Source organism: Umbribacter vaginalis (assembly GCA_001552935.1).
GTDB classification, from domain to species: domain Bacteria; phylum Actinomycetota; class Coriobacteriia; order Coriobacteriales; family Eggerthellaceae; genus Berryella; species Berryella vaginalis.
The window spans coordinates 13,954-36,222 of record KQ959676.1 but is presented as its reverse complement, the minus strand read 5'-3'; the positions used below and the strand labels follow the sequence as shown (position 1 = coordinate 36,222).

Here is a 22,269-nt window from a genome sequence, read left to right as displayed (position 1 = left end):
TTTTGGGTTTGCATGGCGTATGGAGCGCTTTTCTCGTTGGACTCGATTTGCTATTGGATTTATTCCGCCGGTGATTATCTACCTTTTGATTGCAATTGCTGTGCATTGGATTCCGCTGGGAGAAAGCAATTATGCTGTTGTAATAAGTGTTGTGTTTTGTGGCGTTGTTCCTTTCGTAATAAGCTCGCTTGTCTTTGCATTCAATTACAAAACATCGCGCCAGATGAATGAGCGCTTACATATTCTTCAAGAACAGAAGGGCCAAGAACACGCCGCGCACTAAAGGCGCTGTTCGTTACCCATATAAGGCGAACAATTCAGAGGCTCGGGTGCGTCATCAAGCCCCACGCGTCCCCGCCGCACCATCTGCGCACGTAACGTGCTGCCTGGGCAATTTCCGTGCCATCCACGTAATGCCTTCACACCTCGCATCTGTGCAATGAAGGTAAGCATTTCATAACAGTTACGATTGAGGTACATCGATCATGCGCGCTCCATTACAATATAAAAGTTACCGATAAGGCAACCAAGTACCAACACCATCAAAAGCACCAGCACCGAAACGCACAACGAAAACGGTAGCTACAAGCACTACAACGAAAGACTGTGAGTACATGGAGCGCGAAATTGTTATCAAAGGTGCGCGAGAGCACACGTTACAAAATGTTTCATTACGTATTCCGCGCGATAAATTAGTGGTTATAACAGGGCTTTCGGGCTCGGGTAAGTCGAGTTTGGCGTTCGACACCATTTACGCTGAAGGGCAGCGGCGCTATGTTGAGTCGCTTTCAAGCTACGCGCGCATGTTTTTGGGCCGCATGTCAAAGCCCGATGTTGATAGCATTGATGGCTTGTCGCCGGCGGTATCTATCGATCAGAAAACGACATCAACCAATCCGCGATCAACAGTTGCAACGACCACAGAAATATATGACTATCTGCGACTTCTTTATGCGCGCGTGGGTGTTGCTCATTGCCCTGAATGCGGCAAAGTAATTACCCAGCAAACAGCCGACCAGGTAACTGACAGCATTTTGAACGCTGCTGCAGAAACGAGCAACGGGCGCGATGGCGCTGCGGGTGATAGCGCTTCGGGCACTGGTGCTGAAGTCGATGGCGCTTTGCGCGCGTGCGACACAGGTACTGCTTCCGGGCAGGGCGCTGGCATATCTGGCGCGCCCCGTGCGCTTATTATGGCGCCGCTCGTGCAAGGGAAAAAAGGCGAGTTCACCAAGCTGTTTGCTGATTTGTCGCGGGAAGGTTTCGTGCGTTTTCGTGTTGACGGCACCATTATTAAATACGACGGCACGCCCCTTACACTGAACAAAAAAGTAAAACATTTTATTGAAGTTATCATCGACCGTGTTGTATTGAGGGAGTCGTCGCGCTCTCGCATTACCAGTGCGGTTGAACAGGCAAGCATTCTTGCAGATGGCAGCGTGCTTGTGTCCTTTGTAGACGAAGCTACACAAGCGAACGCGCAATCGAACGCGTCCGCACCTGCATACGTTGCCACCTCCGACGCTGCAACAGTCACCGCCGACGCTGCCACTAGCCCCGACACCACCAATACCCCTGCGCAGCACCGTTCATCAGGCGCAAAAGGCGCACGCACGTCCGGTGAGTTTATGTACTCGTTGCGCAATGCGTGCCCCGAGCACGGCTACTCCGTTCCCGATTTACAGCCGCGCGACTTCTCGTTTAATGCTCCCTATGGCGCGTGTCCAAGCTGTTTGGGCCTTGGCAGTTGCGAGGAAGTTGACCCTCACCTGGTAGTTCTCGATACATCGTTAAGTATTGCGCAAGGTGCTGTGGCGCCGTTCAAAACAGGCAACTACTATCCGCAGGTGCTTGAGGCAGTGGTTCAGCATATGGGCGGCAACGCCGATACGCCGTGGTGCGATTTACCTGAGAAAACGCGCCATGTTCTGCTGTATGGAACGCGTGAAAAAGTGCGTGTTCACTACATAAAAATTGACGGCCGCAAAACGTTTTGGGACATAGAATGGCACGGCATTGTGGCAGCTGTGCGCGATAAGCTTAAGGAAGCAAGCAGCGATCGCCAACGCGACAAGTTCATGCGCTACATTGCAACCGTTCCCTGTGAAGCGTGCAAAGGTCAGCGTTTGCGACCTGAAATGCTTGCGGTAACGGTTGGTGAAAAGTCAATTTACGAGTGCTGTCATATGAGCGCGCGCGACAGCTTGGCGTTTTTCGAGTCGCTGCATTTCAGCGGGTCAAAGGCGCTGATTGCCGAGCCTATCGTGAAGGAAATTCGAGCTCGTTTGCAGTTTTTGGTGAACGTTGGGTTGGATTATTTAAGCCTTGAGCGTTCGTGTTCAACACTTTCGGGTGGTGAAGCGCAGCGCATTCGCTTGGCAACGCAAATTGGAGCTGGGCTTATGGGCGTGCTGTACATTCTTGATGAGCCGTCTATCGGTTTGCATCAGCGCGACAACGTGCGCCTTATTCGCACGCTGCAAAAGTTGCGCGATCTTGGTAATACCGTGCTGGTTGTAGAACACGACGAAGACACGATACGCGTTGCCGATTGGGTGATTGATATGGGCCCTGGCGCAGGTGAACACGGCGGACACGTGGTTGCGCAAGGCACGCCTGCCGACATTATTGCCAACAAAAAATCGCTGACAGGCGCCTACTTAAGTGGCCGCAAATCTATTGCCGTTCCGCGCAAGCGCCGCCATCCGCGCCGCGGTACGCTTACGCTCTATGGCGCGTCAGAAAACAACCTGCAAAACCTTACCGTTTCTATTCCTTTGGGTACGTTCACCTGCGTTACGGGTGTTAGCGGCTCGGGGAAAAGCTCGCTTATTTCCGATACGCTTGCGCCGCTTTTGTGCAACAAACTTAACGGTGCGCGCATGAAAGAAGGCGCGTACAAGCGCGTCACGGGCCTTGAGCACCTGAACAAAGTGATCATTGTCGATCAAAGCCCCATCGGGCGCACGCCGCGTTCGAATCCTGCCACTTATGTGGGCTTATGGGATCACGTTCGCGATTTGTATGCATCAACGCCTGAAGCGAAGCTTAAAGGTTTTCGGCCGAGTCGCTTCTCGTTTAATACCGAGGGCGGACGCTGTGAAGTGTGCAAAGGCGACGGTCAGCTGAAAATTGAAATGCATTTCCTGCCTGATATTTATGTTGCGTGCGAAGAATGCGACGGTGCGCGCTACAATCGCGAAACGCTTTCGGTGTTGTACAAGGGCAAAAGTATCGCCGATGTGCTTGACATGACGGTTGATGAAGCACTCCATTTCTTCGAGAACATCTCGTGTATTCGCACGAAATTGCAATCGCTTCACGACGTGGGTCTGGGTTATATACGCCTTGGTCAAAGCTCTACAACGCTTTCGGGCGGCGAAGCGCAGCGCGTGAAGTTGTCAAGCGAGTTAAACAAGCGCGCAACAGGCAAAACGATGTACATTTTGGACGAACCTACCACCGGATTGCATTTTGAGGATGTCGATCAGTTGCTTTCTGTGTTACAACGGTTAGTGGACGCTGGCAATACAGTGCTGGTAATTGAGCACAATCTGGATGTCATAAAATGCGCCGATCATATTATTGATTTAGGTCCTGAAGGGGGAAGTGGCGGCGGTCGCATTGTAGCATGTGGCACGCCCGAGGACGTGTGCGCGTGTAAGGAAAGCTACACTGGTCAGTTCTTGACACCGTTGCTTGCACGTGGTTAAATTCTAGCGCTCATATGCGCGTTTGCGTTTCCGTGCACGCGTTTGCATGTGCCGGTAGTCTTTTGTATGGTTTGCTGTTAATGAAAGGGATAACTATGGAAATTCGCCCTGCTACAATGCAAGATTTTGATGCTATCTCAGCAGTGTATGCTGATGGCCGCGCGCAGCTAGCGCAGCTTGGTATCGACCAGTGGCAAAGCGGGCGTCCATTTCCTGAAACCATTCGCGCTGACATTGAGCATAGGGAGCTGTATGTTGCAACTGAACAGGACGTTTTTCTAGGCGTTGCTATGTTTACGGTTCAGGGCGATGTGGAATACGACTCGATTGACGGTGCGTGGAATACACCAGGAACATCACAAAACCCCGACTATCTTACTATTCATCGCGTTGCCACCAATACGCATGTTGCACGTCGTGGCACCGCAACTGCGCTTTTTGGCTTTGCAGAAACTCTTGCGCACCAGCATCATCTGCGAGCGTTGCGCGTTGACACGCACCCCGGTAACATTCGCATGCAAGCGCTGTTGGAGAAATTAGGATACACGCACGTTGGAAGCTTCCATCTACTCCATACTACCGAGCCTACAAAACTGCGCTACGTCTACGAAAAATTACTTTCATAAAGCTATAGCTGGCGTGTAGTATGAGCGATAACTCCCAGCATATTCGCTATGTTGCGCTGCGTGATAATATTCGCGAACAGCAAGCAAAAAAAATTGAGCGACTCAAAAAAGAGCTTGAATTCGTTCCTGCTAAGCCAGGGTGCTATTTGTGGAAAAATGCTCAGGGCGAAGTCATTTACGTGGGGAAAGCAAAGCAGCTGCGCGCGCGTATGCGTCAATATATCGGTTTTTTGGACGATCGTCCAAAAATTCCCTTGCTGGTAGCACAAATTGATTCCTTTGAATATTTAGTTGTGAATAATGAACACGAATCACTGGTACTTGAAAGAAACTTAATTGCTCAGTATGCTCCTTTCTTTAATGCCGATTTTAAGGATGACAAAACATATCCATTCATTGCCTTAACGATGGACGATATGTTTCCCGCAATCAAATACACGCGCGAGAAACACGTGAAAACAACGCGCTATTTTGGACCGTTTACCGATTCACGTGCAGCGCGCCGCTTAATAGAAATTGCCCGCAAAGTAGTGCCGCTGTGTAGCGCACGCTGCCCTGAATGGCGGCGTATGCAGCGTGTATTGAAAGCGCACGGTGCACGCGGTGCTTCCCCTGCACCCGAACTCGTACCCGTTCCTGCACATTATGCTTTTAGCAAACCATGTTTTGATTGTCATGTAGGATTAGCTCCTGGTGCATGCTGTGGACGCATCTCTACCGATGATTACGCTAAAAATGTTGAAAAAGTAACTCGTTTTCTGAACGGTCAACATAAAGAGTTTGAAGACGAACTAACGCGTGCAATGCAAGCAGCTGCTGGCAATCTTGAGTTTGAGAAAGCAGCGCGCATAAAAAGCCGCCTTGATGTGCTTTCATCATTGCATTCCAAGCAAAATGTGCAGGTAGGACGCTTGCTTGATATTGACGTTATCGGCATGTATCGCGAAGACGAGCTTGCTGGTGCTCATGTATTAATGGTGCGCGAAGGTCAAGTGCTTAATGCAAACGAGTTTGTTCTGAACAAGGGGTCAAATGTTCCTACGCAAGATTTATTGCATATGTTTTTGCTACGCTACTATGAGCAAACAAGTTCAATTCCCAAAGAAATTTGTGTTGATGAGCTGCCTGAAGATAAAGAACTTATGGAAGCGTGGCTTACTGAAAAGCTGGCATCAAAAAAAGGTGCGCGTGTGCGGTTTAGCACTCCGCAAAAAGGTGAAAAGGCTGCATTCCTTAAACTTGCAAATCAGCAGGCAAAACATACGCTGCTTCGCTATAAAGTGAAGAACAATTACGACACGAATCGCACGAATACTGCGTTGCTGCAGCTTGAAAATGCGCTTGCTATGGAGCGCCCGCCGATGCGCATCGAGTGTTTCGACATTTCAACGTTTCATGGTGCGTATACGGTTGCGTCGATGGTAGTATTTGTGAATGGAAAAGCCGATACATCGCAATATCGCCGTTTCAAAATTAAGACACCTCTTGATGAAGCAAACGATTTTTTAAGTATGCAAGAAGTTATGAAACGCCGTTATTGCGCTTCTCGTATGGCCGATAAAAACTTTGGCTCAAAGCCCGATTTGATTATTCTTGATGGTGGTTTACCCCAGTTGAATGCCGTTATTGCCATGTTTGATGAAATGGATATCCACGACATTGCACTTGCAGGTTTAGCAAAGCGTGACGAAGAATTGTTTGTGCCTTGGCAAGGCAGCGAGCCTGTGGTGTTGCCTATGGGTTCACCGTCTTTGTATTTGGTGAAGGCAGTGCGTGATGAAGCACATCGTTTTGCAATTACGTTTCATCGTGAGCTGCGACAAAAAGGCATGACTACCAGCATACTTGACGAAGTTAGCGGTATTGGTCCGAAGCGTAAAAAAGCGCTTCTGCATTATTTTGGTTCGTTTAAGAATTTGCGTGCAGCGTCGTGTGAGCAGCTGATAGAAGCTCATATTGTGCCTGATGATGTTGCGCGGGAAGTGTATCACGTGTTGCAGCTGTATTCCGAGCGTGCTCACGCCATACAACGGTAGTGGTTTTGCTTTATAATGGTACTTGAAATAACGGGAAAACAAGCGCGCGTGTGCTGGAGTGTTATTCGCGCATGTCGCGCGCCGCAACGCTGTTTTTGTGGTAGTACTATCAACATAACTGCTGTTGTAAGGAGGTATGCATGACATCTGAACAGGATGCTTTTGATCTTGTTATCGTAACAGGAATGAGTGGCGCAGGACGAACCGAAGCGCTGCGCGTTTTTGAAGATCTGGGATATTTTTGCGTTGATAATTTGCCTCCTGCGCTGATAGGTGGGCTTATTGAGCTTTGTAAGAACAAACCCGATACGCCGTGTCGTAAGTTGGCAGTTGTTTGTGATGCACGCATGGGTAATTTTTTTGAACACATGCACGATGAACTTGAGCACCTTGCAACACAACATATTTCGATACGTATTTTATTTCTCGATGCAGCAGATGAAAAACTTATCGCTCGCTATAAATCATCGCGGCGCCGTCATCCTTTATGCGATGATGGAGCGTCTATTTCACGCGGGATAGCACGCGAGCGCGATGTGTTGTACGACATTCGTCAGCGTGCTCATGTAATTATTGATACTACTCATATGTTGCCTGCTGAGCTTCGCACAAAGCTCAATGAAGCGTTTGCGCACGGTGCAACAACGCGTGGGCTTGCCGTTACGGTATATTCGTTCGGCTTTAAACACGGCGTACCTCGCGATGCCGATTTAGTAGTTGATGTGCGATTTCTTCCTAATCCCTACTATGAAGCTCGCTTAAAATACTTAACAGGGCTCGATCAAGAAGTGCGCGATTACGTGTTGTATAACGAAGAGACAGAAAAGTTTCTCAAGCGCTGGGAAGCTTTGCTTGACTGCGTTATGCCTGGTTACGTAAATGAGGGTAAACAGCAGCTGGCAATTGGCATTGGCTGTACGGGCGGTCAACATCGCAGCGTATGTTTAGCAGAAGTGACAGGTGAGTATCTTGCTTCGCTTGGTTATCGCGTGAGTGTTGCGCACCGCGATTTATCGCTCGCGCAAAAACGCGAACCTTCTGCGCGTAGCGCTACAAGCAAGGAGTAACATTCGTGCACATTAATTTTAAAAAAAGCGATGGACCTTTTGTTCACGACCCCTCGCTTACTGAAGCGTTTGAAGCTTTGCCAGCTCATGCTGTAAGTGAGCGTTCTATTAAAGCGGTCGTAGTAGGTGGGGGAACAGGTGCGCCTGTATCAATTCGCACGCTGTTATCTATGGGAATAGAAACTTCATGTGTTGTAGCAATGGCAGATGATGGTGGCTCAAGTGGTATTCTGCGTGATGAAGCAGGTGCAAGCACACCAGGCGATGTGCGTAAATGCTTATCGGCGATGGCGGCATGCCCGACTGATGCATTCACACAGGCGTTCCGTTTGCGTTTTACTTTTGCTGAAAATCATACGCTTGGAAATTTAATGCTTTCTGCTCTTGAGCAAACAACAGGATCGTTCCCAACAGCTATTAAAACCTGTGCTCAGCTGCTTCATGCCCGCGGAAACGTGTACCCTTCAACACTTGAGCGCGTTACGCTTCTTGCGCGCAACAATGAAGGGCGGTTGTTGCGTGGTCAGGCGCTTGCGTCTCATTCCCGCAGTGCGCTTAATACCGTATCGCTTGAATCACCCGATACGCTGCAAGCTTATGAGCCAGCTCTCGATGCACTGCGCAGCGCCAATTTAATTGTGCTTGGCCCTGGATCGCTCTTTACATCTATCATTGCGAACTTGCTTGTCCCTGGCGTTGTGGATGCTATCCGTGCGTCGTCGGCGTATGTGGTATTTGTGTGCTCGCTTGCTGATATTCAAGGTGAAACGCGTGGTATGTCAGTGCTTGAACACGTTGAAGCTTTATTGCGTTTTGGACTTGAAGGACGTTTGAACTGGGTGATTGTTCACACGCCTCATCATGAAAAAACACCTGTGGTATGGGATGACACACAACAAGAAGCACTTCGAGAAAAGGGAATTTCAGTTTGCGCGCGCCGTCTCATTGACGACGCACTTCCTACGTGGCATGATCCACGCCTATTGCGTGAAGCATTCGAGGAGGTGTTACGCGCGTGTCATTTGCAACCGACGTTAAAGTAGAATTATCGCATGTAGAAGGGGAGTGTACACACTGTGGCATCGCTTGCCTGTCCGCGTTGTTGCGTACGGAAGGCACTCTCGTTTTGGCTGGTAAAGACATGTATCGCCTTGAACTGTCAACCGATATTCCTTCGGTTGCGCGTTTGGTTATTCGGCTTGCACACGAGTTGTTTGATCTTGAAACCAATCTTATTATCCGCCGCAGCGTTCTTCACAAAACTCCTAATTATCTTATTGAGTTTGCGTTTCAGCCCCAGTTGAAAAAGGCACTTGCTACTATGGGAATTTTGCGAAACGATGGTTTTGTACAGGGTTTGGACTCCCATCTTATTGCTAAGCAATGCTGTCAAGCAGCCTATTTGCGTGGCTGTTTTATGGGAAGCGGTTTTATTTCTAATCCGCGTGGTGATTTCCACTTTGAGATGGTTATTGAACAAGAAGAACATGCTCGCGCGTTAGTACAGCTTTTGGAAAAACGTCTTATTTCGGCGCGTATTATGCAACGACGCAGTTCATATATGATTTACTTAAAAAGCGGGGAAGCGATAAGCGAATTTCTTGCGTGTGTAGGAGCTCATCAAGCAGCACTCACAATGGAAAATGAACGTGTTGTAAAAAGCGTGCGCAATGATGTTAATCGCGTCATCAATGCTGAAATTGCAAATACAACAAAAGCTGCTAATGCTTCTGTCGATCAAATTTATGCCATGAAAAAGGTGCTGGGCGCGTTTGGTATCGAGGGTCTTCCGCAAGCTTTGCGCGAAGTAATTCAGCTTCGCGTAAGTTATCCGAACGCAACGCTTAAGCAATTGGGTGAATATGCCTCACCGCCGTTATCGAAATCTGCCATTTACCATCGTATCCGTCGCATAGAGCAGCTTGCTCATGACATTTAAGCACTCACATACTTTACAATAAAGCTATACCTCAATACCGTTAAGGGAAGGACAACTATGACAACTCGAATTGGAATCAATGGCTTTGGGCGTATTGGTCGGTTAGTCTACCGCGCATTATTTGATGACCCCACCTGCGAAGTGGTTGCCATAAATGATCCTGGTTCACCAGAAGCAATGGCCCACTTATTGAAGTTCGATTCAGTGCATGGTAAGCGCTTTGATAACGTATCGTGCACTGCCAATTCGCTTACGGTTGATGGGAAAACCGCAGCGGTATATGGCGATCGTGATCCTCATGGAGTACCGTGGGGTAGTCATAACGTGGACGTTGTCATCGAATCAACAGGGCATTTTCGTGATGGTAATACTGCGCGCGCTCATATTGAGTCGGGCGCTCGTAAAGTTATTATTACTGCGCCGGGCAAAAATGTTGATAAAACAATTGTTATGGGTGTAAACGATTCTGAATATAACCCTGATAAGCACACGATTGTGTCAAACGCTTCCTGCACTACGAATTGTTTAGCGCCGCTTGCAAAAGTGCTGCTTGACACCTTTGGTATTAAACGCGGATTTATGAATACCATTCATTCCTATACGAATGATCAAAAAATTCTTGATTTACCTCATAAAGATTTACGTCGTGCCCGTGCGGCAGCACTTTCTATGATTCCAACAACAACGGGTGCTGCAAAAGCGGTGTCGCTTGTTATTCCTGAGCTTGCAGGTAAATTTGATGGTTTTGCAACGCGTGTTCCAACACCTGATGCATCCATGGTCGATTTAACATGCGAACTTGAGCGTGCTGTTTGCGTGTCTGAAGTAAATGAAGCGCTTGAACGTGCAGCTGAAAGCACATTTAAAGGCATCATTCAGTATTCAACCGATCCGTTAGTTTCAGTTGATATTATCGGTAATCCGTATTCATGCGTATTTGATTCAAAACTTACCATGGTATTGGGCGACAACAGCAATTTCTGCAAAGTAATTGCGTGGTATGACAATGAATGGGCATACTCAAAACGCGTTGCTGATCTTGCAAAAATCATGATTGCCTAACGTGTCATGTAGTGTGTGATTTCCATTAAGCCTCGCATGTGTCGCTGCATGCGAGCGTGGTGTGTTTGGAAAGTACAACAGAGGTATCATGGTTGTAAGGTATCTGCTTGTGTGCTTTGTGTATTATGTTGCACGGTTCGATTTTGTATTGGTATGAAATGGGGAAATTGAATGCTACCTACCATAGATTCTCAAGATGTAGCTGGTAAGCGTGTATTGTTGCGTCTCGATTTAAACGCTCCATGCGATGGCATGAGCGTACTTGATGATACGCGACTTGTTGCAGCGTTGCCAACGATTATGTATCTTATCGAGCACAACGCAAAGATTATTATTGCAAGCCATCGAGGTCGTCCAAAAGGTTCTGTTCCCGATGATAATCTTTCGCTGCGTCCGATTGCTTTGCGTTTAAGTTCGCTGCTTGGTACACCAGTTTTGTGTGCGCATGATACGGTTGGTAGCGACGCTCGTATTAAAGCGGCATCGCTTGGCAATAAAGACGTTTTGCTGCTTGAAAATGTACGTTTCGATGCGCGTGAGTATTCAAATGATGAATCGTATGCGCGTGAGCTGGCATCGTTAGCAGACATCTATTGCAATGATGCGTTTGGCTGTGTGCATCGTGCTCATGCATCTGTTGCTGCTATCACGAAACTTCTTCCTTCGTTTGCTGGTTTTCTTATTCAGCGTGAAATTGAAACGCTTACCCAGTTGGTTACGCAGCCTGCGCATCCCTTTGCGGTGGTGCTCGGCGGCTCGAAAGTGTCCGACAAAATTGGCGTTATTACCTCGCTGCTTGAACATGCCGATACGCTGCTTATAGGCGGTGCGATGTGCTTTACGTTTTTGGCTGCTCAGGGAAAGAATGTGGGTGCGTCACTCGTGCAAAACGACTATCTTGACGAAGCACGCCGCATTATGAAGCTCGCGCAAAGCAAAGGTGTTGCGCTGTTATTGCCGCACGATGTTGTGGTGGCGCCATCGCTTGATAACACGCATGATATACAAGTGGTATCGGTCGATGCAATTCCAGAGCACATGATGGGGCTTGATATTGGCCCTGATAGTTCCCATAGTTTTGCTGAAGCACTGCATAGTGCACGCTGCGTATTTTGGAATGGGCCTATGGGTGCCTTCGAGCAGCCAGTGTTTGCACACGGCACAAAAGCTATCGCACAATGTCTTGCTGATGCGCCTGATACGATAAGCGTTATTGGTGGCGGTGATAGCGCGTGTGCGGTTGCACGCTGCGGGTTAAGTAGCAAAATGAGCTTTATTTCAACAGGTGGTGGAGCGTCAATGGAATTTATTGAAGGAAAAGAACTTCCTGGCATTGCCGCACTTGAAGCGTGTAAGGTTCGCACTGCGTAAGGCTTGCTTCGCAGCTTGTCGTTTGCAATTTATGAGTAAGGTATGGTGTGGTATGCGTGTTCCTCTTATAGCAGCTAACTGGAAAATGAACAAAACAATTCCTGAAGCGGTCGTGCTGGCACAAGATATTTGCAATAACCTCGATCGCTTCGATACAAGCGACTTTGAACTTGTTGTGTTTGCACCAGCGCTTGATATTAAGCCAGTAAAAACGGTGTTTGAATTTGAAAAAATGCCCATTGAACTAGGAGCGCAAAATTTTTATTACGAACAAAGCGGTGCATTTACTGGTGAAATTTCGCCTGCAATGATTCAGTCTGCTGGATGCAGCTGGGCACTTGTTGGACACTCTGAGCGCCGTGAGCTGTTTGGGGAAACAAACGACATCGTTCATCGCAAAGTACTTGCAGCGCTCGAACACCAGCTGAATGTTATGCTGTGCGTGGGTGAGTCGGCGTATGTGCGCGATTCTCATGAAGAACTCAGCTTCGTTGAGCAGCAATTGAAAGCTGCATTTGCACAGGTAGACGCTTCTTGTGCTTGCCACTGTGCTGTTGCATACGAACCGCTGTGGGCTATCGGCACGGGCGTAAGCGCTCCTCCAGAAAGTGCCGAGCGCATGGGTGCGCACATCCGCAGCGTGCTTCTTGACATTTTCGGCATGAAAGATGGCGAACAGCCGCGCATTTTGTATGGCGGTTCGGTTACACCAGGAAGCGTTGCAAACTTGATGAACATGCCGCATATCGATGGTGTGCTGGTGGGTAAGGCGTCTCTGGAAGCGCGCAGTTTTGTTCCTTTAGTGCAGGCAGCGGTACCAGAAGCAGTGCGCTAGGCTGTGAGATGAACGCTCGACTGTGAGCTGCTGTGACGGCGTTCCCTTTGCAGGCGCACCTTGCAGATGAGAAGCACCGCGGAAAGCGCCACGCCAGCCGCTATCGCTGCGTGTCACGTCACAACAAACGCCGCAGCACGCCCCGCGCCCGCACCACTCTCGTGCTGAGTTTTGCACCGTGTTGTTGCTCACTGGTACCTGATAGGTGTCATGCCACGTAACACGATAAGTTCTGCACCACGACAAGCATCAAACAGATGATTTAAAGCATATGATAGGCACTATTACAGAAAGTGATTAGTATGAATACAGTATCATCGTCCTTATCGCAGCAAACGCCACAGCCCGCTTCGCGCGAAAATTCCGCGTGGCACGCGTGTTCGCAGCAAGAAAAGCGCGCGTACACGCTTCCTGCGCTTCTTATGATTATGGATGGCTTTGGCTGCGCTGAAGCGTCTGAGAGCAACGCTATTTCCCAAGCTCATACGCCTACGCTCGACGCTATTTTTTCCGATTGCTCAAGCACGCGCCTGCACGCCAGCGGCACCTACGTTGGTTTGCCTGAAACGCAAATGGGCAATTCTGAGGTGGGGCATTTGAATATTGGCGCGGGGCGCATTGTTCCGCAAGAGCTGATGCGCATCAATCACGCTATCGAAGATGGTAGCTTATTTGAAAACGACCAGCTCCAACGTGCATTTTTACATGTTTCTCAGAACGGGAGCACGCTTCATCTGATGGGTTTGCTTTCAAACGGGGGAGTGCATTCCAGCAACGCGCATTTGTTTGCGCTGCTCGATTGCGCGCGCCGTGCACACGTTGCGCGCGTGGCGATTCACGCTTTCATGGACGGGCGTGACGTAAGTCCTACCAGTGGCGTTACGTTCATGCAGGAGCTGCTTGATAATATTGCGCACCATGACCACGACGGCACGCACGTTTACGTGGCGTCTATGGCTGGGCGCTACTATGCGATGGATCGCGATAAGCGCTGGGAGCGCGTGAAGCGCGCGTATGATGCATGTGCGTTGGCTGAACCTTTGAGCTCCCAAACGCCTATTGACGTGCTGCAATCTTCCTACGAGCGCTCGGTGACTGATGAATTTATCGAGCCTGTTGCGTTTTGTGACAAGGGCATTTCTTCAAATGACGCGTGCATCTTTTTCAACTTCCGCCCCGATCGCGCACGTCAGCTTACGCGTGCATTTGTATGTAATGATTTCGATGGTTTTGACCGAAGCAAAGATATTTTCCCCTTGTTTATTTGTCTTACGGAATACGATGCAACTATTCCAGCGCCAGTGGCGTTTCCTAAGCAATTTCCACGTGAAGTACTTGCTGATGTGCTCTCAGGTGCAGGTTTGCGGCAGTATCACATTGCCGAAACCGAGAAATACGCCCATGTGACCTTCTTTTTGAACGGTGGGCGCGAGGAGGCAAAGGCGGGCGAGGAGCGCTGTCTTATCAGTTCGCCCAAAGTGGCAACGTACGATTTAGCGCCCAGCATGAGCGCTGTTGAAGTATCGAAAGCCCTGGCAGACGCCATTGAAAGCGACAAAGCCGACGTGTACATCGTGAACTTTGCAAATTGCGATATGGTAGGACACACCGGTAAGCTTGATGCCACCATTAAAGCTGTCGAGTGCGTTGATAGTGCTATTCGGCGCGTACTCGATGCCTTGAAAAAAAAGCACGGTGTAGCTTTGCTGACAGCTGATCACGGCAATGCCGATCAAATGAAACAAACTGACGGCTCGCCTATGACCGCGCATACGTGTGCGTTGGTTCCGTTTTCGCTTATCAACTATTCGGAAAAGCCGTTTGCGTTGAAGCAGGATGTTGGATCGCTTTGCAATGTGTCGCCTACGCTGCTTGATATTATCGGCTTGCGCATCCCCAGCGAGATGACGGCGGAAAGCTGGCTTGACGTAGAACGCTCCTAGTAGAGCCGGCGTGTGTGCGCCGCGTGATTGGTGCGCGTGTGGGAAGTGGTTGGGGCGAAAAATGGCACTCAATCGGACTGTAATCGGGATGCAATCGGGGTACAGGTTGCCTAGAACTAGACTGCAATCGGGATGCAATCGCCACGCCTTCATCTGTCGGTTGCGTTACTTTCTTAACCACCTCACTGCCTGCGAAAATGCGCGTGCGCTTGTCGGGCAAGCGCACCAAGCGCGGGCAGACGCGACAGCGCGCGGTTATGGAATGTTAGTTGATATGCAATAAAAAATGTACGTTCGCTGTGAATATGAGTATAATAGCTCTGAGTTGTTTACGTTAGAAAGTGAAAGCTGTGAATCCGTTATTGATTATATTGCTTGTTTTACTTGTTGTATCAGGCCTTGGTTTAATCGTGTTTATTCTATTGCATTCTGGTAAAGGAACAGGCGTTTCCGACATGATTGCCAGCTCTGTATATTCAAGTCAGTCGGGTACAAGCATTGTCGAGAAGAATCTTGACCGCATTACCATTGTGCTTGCGATTATTTTTATGCTTTCGCTTATCGCATTGATGTTAATTTATCCACAGGGTACGATAAATTCTTAAATTTGTACTTCACAGAAGTTGATTTTTCAGTTATAGTACTTTTCGCTGTTATTACAGCATATGTCGGAGTGGTGGAATGGCAGACACGCTAGCTTGAGGTGCTAGTGCCCACATATCGGGTGTGCGGGTTCAAATCCCGCCTCCGACACCATCGTTAAATCGAGACGCTTGCATCGCTTGATGCGAGCGTCTTTTTGTTTTATCGGCTTCTATCTTATTTCCCTGTTTGATTCATTTCGTTTGAGGCTGTTCTCGTTTTTGCTTGTGCGCGTTGCGGCTTTCGTTTTCGTTCTTGCTTGTTTGTACCTGTTTTCGTTGTAGACAGCACGCTAGCTCAGTACCTATTCTTGCTTGTTTGTACCGGTTTGCTCCTTAATTGCTTTAGGATGCGCTGGAGCCATGTACAAGGAAGATACAAGAGGAAGAAACATTGCGACGTAGCGTGCTAGAGCGCTATACAGAAGGTATGGTGTTGTGAACATGATGCGTTAAAACGATGCAAAGATAAAAAGCTTATGGAAGAAAGATTTTGGAGGCGACGCCCAGACTCGAACTGGGGATAAAGGCTTTGCAGGCCTCTGCCTTACCACTTGGCCACGTCGCCGTTACTAAAAAGGCCAGCCACGCATGACCGGCCTACATTCATAAATGGAGCGGACAACGGGGTTCGAACCCGCGACCCCCACCTTGGCAAGGTGGTGCTCTACCAACTGAGCCATGTCCGCATTGCGAGTGCTTATATTACGTGAAATTGCGGCTTCTTGCAAGACTTTTTCTAAAAAACTTTGAAGTTTATTTTAACGTTCCCTTAAAACAGCAGGTCTTTTGATTTTCTTGCTATCGACACGCCGTATGGTCGTGTCACTATCGTTTATCTATAAATACGTTTATAAATGTTTACATTTTATGAAGATGCCACTTTAACTGGTGTTTTTCAAAATACAAACAAATGATAGCTTTTTTAAGCAAAACACCACGTAATGTACATTATATTTACTTGACATAGTGGGGTGAGGTTCTTCATACTACATCTAACTTTTAAATTACTTATGCATCTATATACCCTTAGGAGAAGCTTTTTATGAAAGACCACACTACGCCTTTTGCTACGTATGATACAAACGATGCTCATTCATCGTTGGCTTTTCACGAAACAAACCACACTCGTAAAACAAGCTCCTCTGCTGTGCCACGTATTGCACAAGCTGCGGTCGCGATGTCTCTTGCTGGAGTTATTGCATGGGGAGCAGGTAGCATCAACCCAAGTTCCTCATGGGCAAATGGTTACAATATGCCAGATGGCAGTTTTCGGTACGCGAATCGCGACTCATCAACTAAAGCTCAAAAATATACCGACATCTCAGTTGTGCCAACTGATGTTAATGGGATAAGCGATAAAGCAAAAGCTGATAGGAAAAGCTTTGGTCATTACTATACCGTAACGTATACCTTTAACAATAACTTTGAGTATTGGGCAGGACGTCCATTTTGGTGGTGCACTATTCCATCAGGTAGTGAGCTTGTTGGAAATATCACGAAAGAAGAAACGCTGCGCAAAGGTGATACACCTAAAAAAGTTGAAATGACGCTTGATGAATGGGCTCAACACTACCGTTTCTTATGGACCAACGAGGGTAGTACGGCTCAAAAATTTAGCGAAGAGTGGGGCCGTATGACAGGCGAAAATTTCCAATATAACACGTCTGGCAATACGCTTGATACATCGCGTGAGTATAGTAAAGCTACAAAACATCTTTTGGTTAATTGGACGCCAGCTGGAGAAGTAAAACACAGCGTTTCATTTCGTCTTAAAGTAACCGACATGAATAAACCTTTGCGCTTTGCAGCAGGTGTGTATCAGGTATTAGGAAATTGGCATTATACACAAGGTAAAGTTGACATGCCTGCACCGCTTGCGCCTTATGCAAGCATGTATGAGTTAGCATATCCTGACACGCCTTTTGAAGTGCAAAAGATGGGCACGACAGATGAAAACGCCCGCGCTCATATTCTTTCGCTGTTATGGGAAAAGAATAAAGATAATCATGATCTGTTAAGCAAATTGCAAAATTCGCCAACAACGCTTGAGGAATTCAAAAAAGCAGTTGAGATACATGCCGATGGCGGTGCTACTGTAACCTATAAAGACAACAGCTTTGATTATCCATCTAAAGACACTATCGCCAAAGAGGTACTCACAAAACGCTATGTGCCTTTAAACGAGCGCACACTGCTTACGTATCCTCAGCTTACTCCTGTGAAGAAAACTACACAACTTTCGCCTGATGAGCGCACCGCAGTTGCAGATGCTATTAAAAAAGCCAATACATCAATTGCTTCGAGCATAAAAGATGTGAGCGTGAGTGAAAAAGGTCTCGCAACTATTACATTTAACGATCGTTTTAAACCTGAATCGCAAAGCACGATTGATCCTGCGAATTTGATTATTGCAAAACCTGCACTTGCTGAACAATTTACGCCATATAAGCCTGTGCCTATGGCAGTTGGTAATCCTGCACACCTTGAGCCAAGTGAAATCTCTCAACTTCAGAAAAATATTTACGATGCTAATGTAGGCAATAAAGGCTTTTATGATGCGCTAAAAGGCGGGATGGCAGGCATACAGGTTAATGCTGATGGTAGTGCCACTATCACGTATAAAGATCATGAAGACGATTATCCGTCTCAAGATACCATTGATGCACGCTCGCTTGTTTATAAGCGTGCTCCGCTGGCAGATGATAGTCAAATTATTGTTAAAACACCTAATCGTATGGCAGTTGATAATAAAGACTCTCTCAAACCTGAAGAGATTCAAAAAGTGCAAGAAGCATTGTGGGCAGCTAATGCTGGCATTAAAGATAAACTTCAAGGTAGTGCTGCAACAGCCTTTGAGTGTGATAATGCTAATAAGCACGTAAAGGTAGTATTTAAGGATAATTCTTCACGTTTTATCGCGTATGACGAACTGGTATATACCAAAGGACAAGCAAGCGCGCCTGCACTTGAGCAAAAGCAAAACAATGGTTATACATATAACATCCGCAAGATTGTAATTACTAATAAAGATAATCCTACGCCAGGCGATTGGAATAATTTTGCTAAGCAGTTTATTCAAGACAACTGGGAAGCCAAATCAGGACAACAAACTATCACTGGTGATTTTATTAATAGCACACCAGGTCTTCTTAACAAATTTAATTCAACAGGTGATCGTTATGGCGACGGCATGCAGCTCTATAAATTTTTCGATAAATGGAATAATAAAGCTGGATCAACGTTAAAGCTGATTGATGTATCTAACTTTAGTGCGCAGGGGATTGTGTCGTTATTTCATGGTAATAACGGAATAGAAATAAAAAAGCAAGGCGCGTATGGACAGGAAACAGCATTTAATCTTAGTAATGATGACTGTTTTGTAAGCAACGCTCCAGCATTTGATAAAGATCAGAAAAAACAGGAAACCAATAGCATCATCGACAAGATCTTTGATAACAGTGGTTTAAGCGAAGCAGACAAAGAGAAAGCCAAGGAAGATTTTAAGAAGAATCATCAGGGTGATATTGACAACCTTTCCAATGAGGATGACATCAATAAACTTGTTCAAAAAGCAAAAGAAGATGCTGATAAGAAAAAGCAAGACAGTGATGCCCAAAAGCAAAAAGATGAAGCAAGTAAAAACCTTGGTTTAACGCCTGCAGAGAAGCAACAATTAGACAAGGATCTTAACGGAGAGACAAACCCTGATAAAATTCGTGAAAAGATAAATGAACTGCAAAAGAAAAAAGATCAAGAAAAGCAAGAAGACACCAACAAGCAAACGCAGCAAGATCAAACCAATAAGCAAAACACTGCAAAAGAAAAACAGCAGCAGGCGCAAGATACTATAAACCAAAAGAAGCAACAGGAACAGCAGCAGCAACAGCAGCAACAGCAAAAAGCCGAAGAGGATAAGAAGAAAGCAGAGCTTGATAAAAAGAAACAAGATGCACTTGATAGCATCAACAATAATAATAACCTGAAGCCTGAAGATAAAGAAAAATATCGTAAAAAAGTACAGGATGCTACTTCTGAAAGCGACGTTAATAATGCCGTAAATGAAGCTAATGCAGCAGGTAATACCAATAAAACTAATGCGCAAACGAACGCTAATGCATCGCTTCAGGCAGAAAAAGATTCTGCAAAACGTACTATTCAAAACTTACAGCATCTTGACCAAAGCAAAAAAGATGAATGGAAAAATAAAGTTGAGCACGCACAAAGCTCTGATGATGTTGCCGATATAGTTGAGAAAGCACAAACCGATGACGCTCGCGTAAACGCGCAGAAAATCATCGACAGCTTACAAGCCGACGGTAGCATTACACCCGATGAAGCTAATAAGTTCAAAGAGCGCATTAAAGCTGCATCCTCGCAGCGTGTTATCGATGGTATTGTGGAAGAAGCTCAGTTGCTTCACGATAAAAAAGAAGCATTGACAGCTCTTGCAGCTCTTCCTCACTTAAACGATGCTCAGAAAGCTGCGCTTAAAGATAGCATTGAGAGCGCACAAAGCGATCCGTCAGATAATACGATGAATACTATTGAGCTTGTTAAGAAGTATATTCAAAAGACAGTTGAGAGTGCTCGCACACTTGATAAGCGGATGGAAGAACTTGACACGTTCGTTAAGCTGGTACATCAGCAAAAAGACAAGCTTACACAAAAGCAAGACTACATCAATAACACTGATGATAAGAAAACGCATTTTGATAGCGCGTTAGCTGCAGCTGAAAAAGTTCTCAATAAAACTCAAGGAGAAAATAAAAGTTCTGCTGAAGTAACGCAAGTTCAAGAAACACTCGAAGCTGCTGTTGAAGCGTTAGGTGGCGATGTTGTTGATCGCTCGAAGTTGCAAGAACAAGTAGATAAAGCCCATGTTTTAGCAGGTAAAAACCCCAATACGCAAGCGTCGTACACATATACGAACGCTTCACCTGATAAAAAGGCGAACTTCGATAGAAAATTAGAAGAAGCAGAGCAAACACTTGCTATGCAACGAGCTTCTCAAGATGCCATTACGCAAGCAGCAGATCAGTTAGCACAAGCGATGAGCGCACTTGATGGCAATGATAATTTAGCGCTTGTACAAGCTATTGCTAACGCGGAAGCGAAAAAACAAAAACCGAATTATACGAATGCAAGTGATACAACTAAACGTGCTTTTGAAGATGCATTAACCAAAGCCACCATAACAAAAAATAAAAATGGCGCATCTGCTGCAGAAATTGCGGCAGCAAAAACGCAACTTGAACAAGCTCAAGCAGCCCTTGATGGCGTTGATCGCGCGCTGCTTCAAAGCACTCTTACAGCTATGGAAGCGGTAAAACAAACGCCTGCTTACAAGTATGCTACACCAGCTAAAAAAGAAGCTTTTGACAAGGCATGTAAAGCTGCTGCTGATCTTCTTACCAACGCGCAAGCAAACAAAACCGATTTAACAACAGCAATCCAAGAACTTACTAACACATCTCAAGCGCTTGACGGCAAGGTATTAGCGGAAACAATCGACCCTGTTGCGCCTGATCCAAAAGTGAAAGTTGATAAGGCTGATAGCGTTTCTGCAGAAGAACAAGAGCTCATTAAGCAAGCAGTTAAAAAGGCAAATGCTGCGTATAGCGATAAAATACAGTCAATTGACGTTGATGCACACGGTAAAGTAACTATTACCTATGTTGATGATACAGCGCAGTATCCTTCTAAAGATATCCTGGAGCCTGCACAAACTATCGTAGTGAAAACGCCTACCAACACGCCGTTGGTGCTTCCTAAAAAATTGAAAGTTAATAACATAAAGGCGCTTTCACAATCAGAAAAAGACGCTGTGAAGAATAACTTCCTTAAGGCGAATCCAAGTATCACACCTGATAATGTTGCTGTTGACGCTGATGGAACAATTACGGTAACGTTCCCAGGAGCACTTGATGGGGGAAATCCTCCTAAAGCACTTACAAAAACCATACCTGGATCATCGCTTGTGGAAGTGTATACCATGGCTGAACGTGTGGGGTCATCACTGTCTGCGCTTACACAACGCGTTCTTGTGTTTGATACTCAAAAATTAACAGCTCAAGATGCAGATGAAATTACCGCTGCTGTTGCGAAAGGTTATGCTCATTTAGGCATTCAACGCGATCGTATTGTTGTTAATGTTCATATCCCACGTGTTGTTATTACGTTTACTGATGGTTCAACAGCATCTGTTGATATAGAAAAAGTAGCTGTTAACAGAACAAGCACCAATACGAAGGTGCAGCTACCTGCACTCACGTTGCCAGTTAACAATTCGACACTTACTGAAGCAGAAAAGCAGCAGCTCCGTACTGCGTTGGTACAGGCTAATGCGGCTATTCGTTTACCAGAACAAGCGGTATATGTGAACAACGACGGCTCGGCAGTAGTGACGTTCAAAGATGGATCAACAATTCGTTTTGAAGCACAGCAGCTGGTACGTGTTCTATCAGGTACACAACAACAGAGTAGCAATCATGGTACTCATGGTGCTGATATGACAGCCGATGATGGTGGGCTCGTAGCGCCAAACGATGAAAGTGCTCAGAGTGAATCAACTCAGCGCACGCAGCATCTTGCTTCGACGCATGCGCCATCAGAAGGTATGTCGTTACCACAAACAGCTGATAATGCTTCTCGCGGTGTGCTGTATGCCGTTTTTGCGGGTGCGCTTTCTGCTTTAGGTGCAGGTCTAATGCGCAGGCGTAACCGCACTTCGTATGCCAAGGAACGCAAAGATCGTTAAACAATGCATACCAACAATGCACACAGGTTCCGCGTTGCGCAATTGGGTTTTGCTTGCAGGATAATTTGTTAGAAGTGTATGCATAACAGCTACACGCGTATAACAGGCACGATATGTTTCGTGCCTGTTTTTTGTTTTCGTAGCTCCAAAACCCGCACGCAACAAGCGCATTGCTGGGCGAAGGGGGGGGACGTGGCAAGCGGTGCGCTTCTTGTGAGTAATCATCAGCGCTAACGGCACGCGAACGCCTGCATAGTCTATAATACAAACAACATT

General features: G+C 46.7%; 14 protein-coding genes and 3 tRNA genes. 14 read left to right on the top strand and 3 right to left on the bottom strand.

The window, feature by feature from the left end:
* Positions 1-283 (top strand): DUF3021 family protein (locus tag HMPREF3190_RS01010; protein ID WP_156425678.1); only part of this gene is annotated, 283 nt, incomplete at its 5' end.
* On the opposite strand, the gene HMPREF3190_RS07515 is transcribed toward HMPREF3190_RS01010, so the two are convergent.
* Complete coding sequence (locus tag HMPREF3190_RS07515) at positions 280-423, bottom strand: hypothetical protein (RefSeq protein WP_449675937.1); 144 nt, start codon at positions 421-423, stop codon at positions 280-282. The two genes, HMPREF3190_RS01010 and HMPREF3190_RS07515, sit on opposite strands and share 4 nt — an antisense overlap.
* A 191-nt stretch (positions 424-614) precedes the next feature.
* Here HMPREF3190_RS07515 and uvrA point away from each other — a divergent pair, with 191 nt between their 5' ends.
* The 12 genes from uvrA (at position 615) to HMPREF3190_RS00945 (ending at position 15,348) form a co-directional block, all read left to right on the top strand.
* Positions 615-3,713, top strand: a complete 3,099-nt coding sequence (gene uvrA / locus HMPREF3190_RS01000; protein WP_066779408.1) for an excinuclease ABC subunit UvrA — start codon at positions 615-617, stop codon at positions 3,711-3,713.
* Between the two features lie 95 nt (positions 3,714-3,808).
* The gene (locus tag HMPREF3190_RS00995) at positions 3,809-4,339 is read left to right on the top strand and encodes a GNAT family N-acetyltransferase (protein ID WP_066779405.1); all 531 of its coding nucleotides are present in this window, start codon (positions 3,809-3,811) and stop codon (positions 4,337-4,339) included.
* A 20-nt stretch (positions 4,340-4,359) separates the two neighbouring features.
* Positions 4,360-6,375 carry an excinuclease ABC subunit UvrC gene (gene uvrC / locus HMPREF3190_RS00990; RefSeq protein WP_082715047.1) on the top strand — a complete coding sequence of 672 codons (2,016 nt, stop codon included), beginning with the start codon at positions 4,360-4,362 and terminating at the stop codon, positions 6,373-6,375.
* Between the two features lie 140 nt (positions 6,376-6,515).
* The gene (rapZ, locus tag HMPREF3190_RS00985) at positions 6,516-7,442 is read left to right on the top strand and encodes an RNase adapter RapZ (protein WP_066779402.1); all 927 of its coding nucleotides are present in this window, start codon (positions 6,516-6,518) and stop codon (positions 7,440-7,442) included.
* Between the two features lie 5 nt (positions 7,443-7,447).
* Positions 7,448-8,485 carry a gluconeogenesis factor YvcK family protein gene (locus HMPREF3190_RS00980; RefSeq protein WP_449675935.1) on the top strand — a complete coding sequence of 346 codons (1,038 nt, stop codon included), beginning with the start codon at positions 7,448-7,450 and terminating at the stop codon, positions 8,483-8,485.
* Positions 8,458-9,381 (top strand): DNA-binding protein WhiA, encoded by a 924-nt coding sequence (gene whiA / locus HMPREF3190_RS00975; protein ID WP_066779399.1) that lies wholly within the window; start codon positions 8,458-8,460, stop codon positions 9,379-9,381. The genes HMPREF3190_RS00980 and whiA overlap by 28 nt, the downstream gene beginning before the upstream one ends.
* Before the next feature lie 57 nt (positions 9,382-9,438).
* The gene (gene gap / locus HMPREF3190_RS00970; RefSeq protein WP_066779396.1) at positions 9,439-10,443 is read left to right on the top strand and encodes a type I glyceraldehyde-3-phosphate dehydrogenase; all 1,005 of its coding nucleotides are present in this window, start codon (positions 9,439-9,441) and stop codon (positions 10,441-10,443) included.
* A gap of 171 nt (positions 10,444-10,614) precedes the next feature.
* Positions 10,615-11,814 (top strand): phosphoglycerate kinase, encoded by a 1,200-nt coding sequence (locus HMPREF3190_RS00965; RefSeq protein WP_066779393.1) that lies wholly within the window; start codon positions 10,615-10,617, stop codon positions 11,812-11,814.
* Positions 11,815-11,845: 31 nt separating this feature from the next.
* Positions 11,846-12,649, top strand: a complete 804-nt coding sequence (gene tpiA / locus HMPREF3190_RS00960) for a triose-phosphate isomerase (RefSeq protein ID WP_449675932.1) — start codon at positions 11,846-11,848, stop codon at positions 12,647-12,649.
* 302 nt (positions 12,650-12,951) lie between these two features.
* Positions 12,952-14,592 (top strand): 2,3-bisphosphoglycerate-independent phosphoglycerate mutase, encoded by a 1,641-nt coding sequence (gene gpmI / locus HMPREF3190_RS00955; protein ID WP_082715046.1) that lies wholly within the window; start codon positions 12,952-12,954, stop codon positions 14,590-14,592.
* A 350-nt stretch (positions 14,593-14,942) separates the two neighbouring features.
* Entirely contained in the window at positions 14,943-15,197 is a 255-nt protein-coding gene (gene secG / locus HMPREF3190_RS00950) for a preprotein translocase subunit SecG (RefSeq protein ID WP_066779387.1), read from the top strand.
* 62 nt (positions 15,198-15,259) lie between these two features.
* Positions 15,260-15,348 (top strand) — tRNA-Leu (locus tag HMPREF3190_RS00945).
* Positions 15,349-15,727: 379 nt separating this feature from the next.
* On the opposite strand, the gene HMPREF3190_RS00940 is transcribed toward HMPREF3190_RS00945, so the two are convergent.
* Positions 15,728-15,801: transfer RNA gene (locus HMPREF3190_RS00940), tRNA-Cys, on the bottom strand.
* Positions 15,802-15,846: 45 nt separating this feature from the next.
* Positions 15,847-15,922, bottom strand: a tRNA-Gly gene (locus HMPREF3190_RS00935).
* A 356-nt stretch (positions 15,923-16,278) separates the two neighbouring features.
* On the opposite strand from HMPREF3190_RS00935, the gene HMPREF3190_RS00930 reads away from it, so the two are divergent.
* Complete coding sequence (locus HMPREF3190_RS00930; RefSeq protein WP_066779384.1) at positions 16,279-21,993, top strand: GA module-containing protein; 5,715 nt, start codon at positions 16,279-16,281, stop codon at positions 21,991-21,993.
* Positions 21,994-22,269: the final 276 nt, after the last annotated feature.

Bases quoted from the DNA above. Each gene is read 5' to 3' on its own strand.
- gap (WP_066779396.1), top strand. From the start codon at position 9,439: ATGACAACTCGAATTGGAATCAATGGCTTTGGGCGTATTGGTCGGTTA.
- HMPREF3190_RS00995 (WP_066779405.1), top strand. From the start codon at position 3,809: ATGGAAATTCGCCCTGCTACAATGCAAGATTTTGATGCTATCTCAGCA.
- uvrC (WP_082715047.1), top strand. From the start codon at position 4,360: ATGAGCGATAACTCCCAGCATATTCGCTATGTTGCGCTGCGTGATAAT.
- uvrA (WP_066779408.1), top strand. From the start codon at position 615: ATGGAGCGCGAAATTGTTATCAAAGGTGCGCGAGAGCACACGTTACAA.
- HMPREF3190_RS00930 (WP_066779384.1), top strand. From the start codon at position 16,279: ATGAAAGACCACACTACGCCTTTTGCTACGTATGATACAAACGATGCT.
- HMPREF3190_RS00965 (WP_066779393.1), top strand. From the start codon at position 10,615: ATGCTACCTACCATAGATTCTCAAGATGTAGCTGGTAAGCGTGTATTG.
- gpmI (WP_082715046.1), top strand. From the start codon at position 12,952: ATGAATACAGTATCATCGTCCTTATCGCAGCAAACGCCACAGCCCGCT.
- rapZ (WP_066779402.1), top strand. From the start codon at position 6,516: ATGACATCTGAACAGGATGCTTTTGATCTTGTTATCGTAACAGGAATG.
- tpiA (WP_449675932.1), top strand. From the start codon at position 11,846: ATGAGTAAGGTATGGTGTGGTATGCGTGTTCCTCTTATAGCAGCTAAC.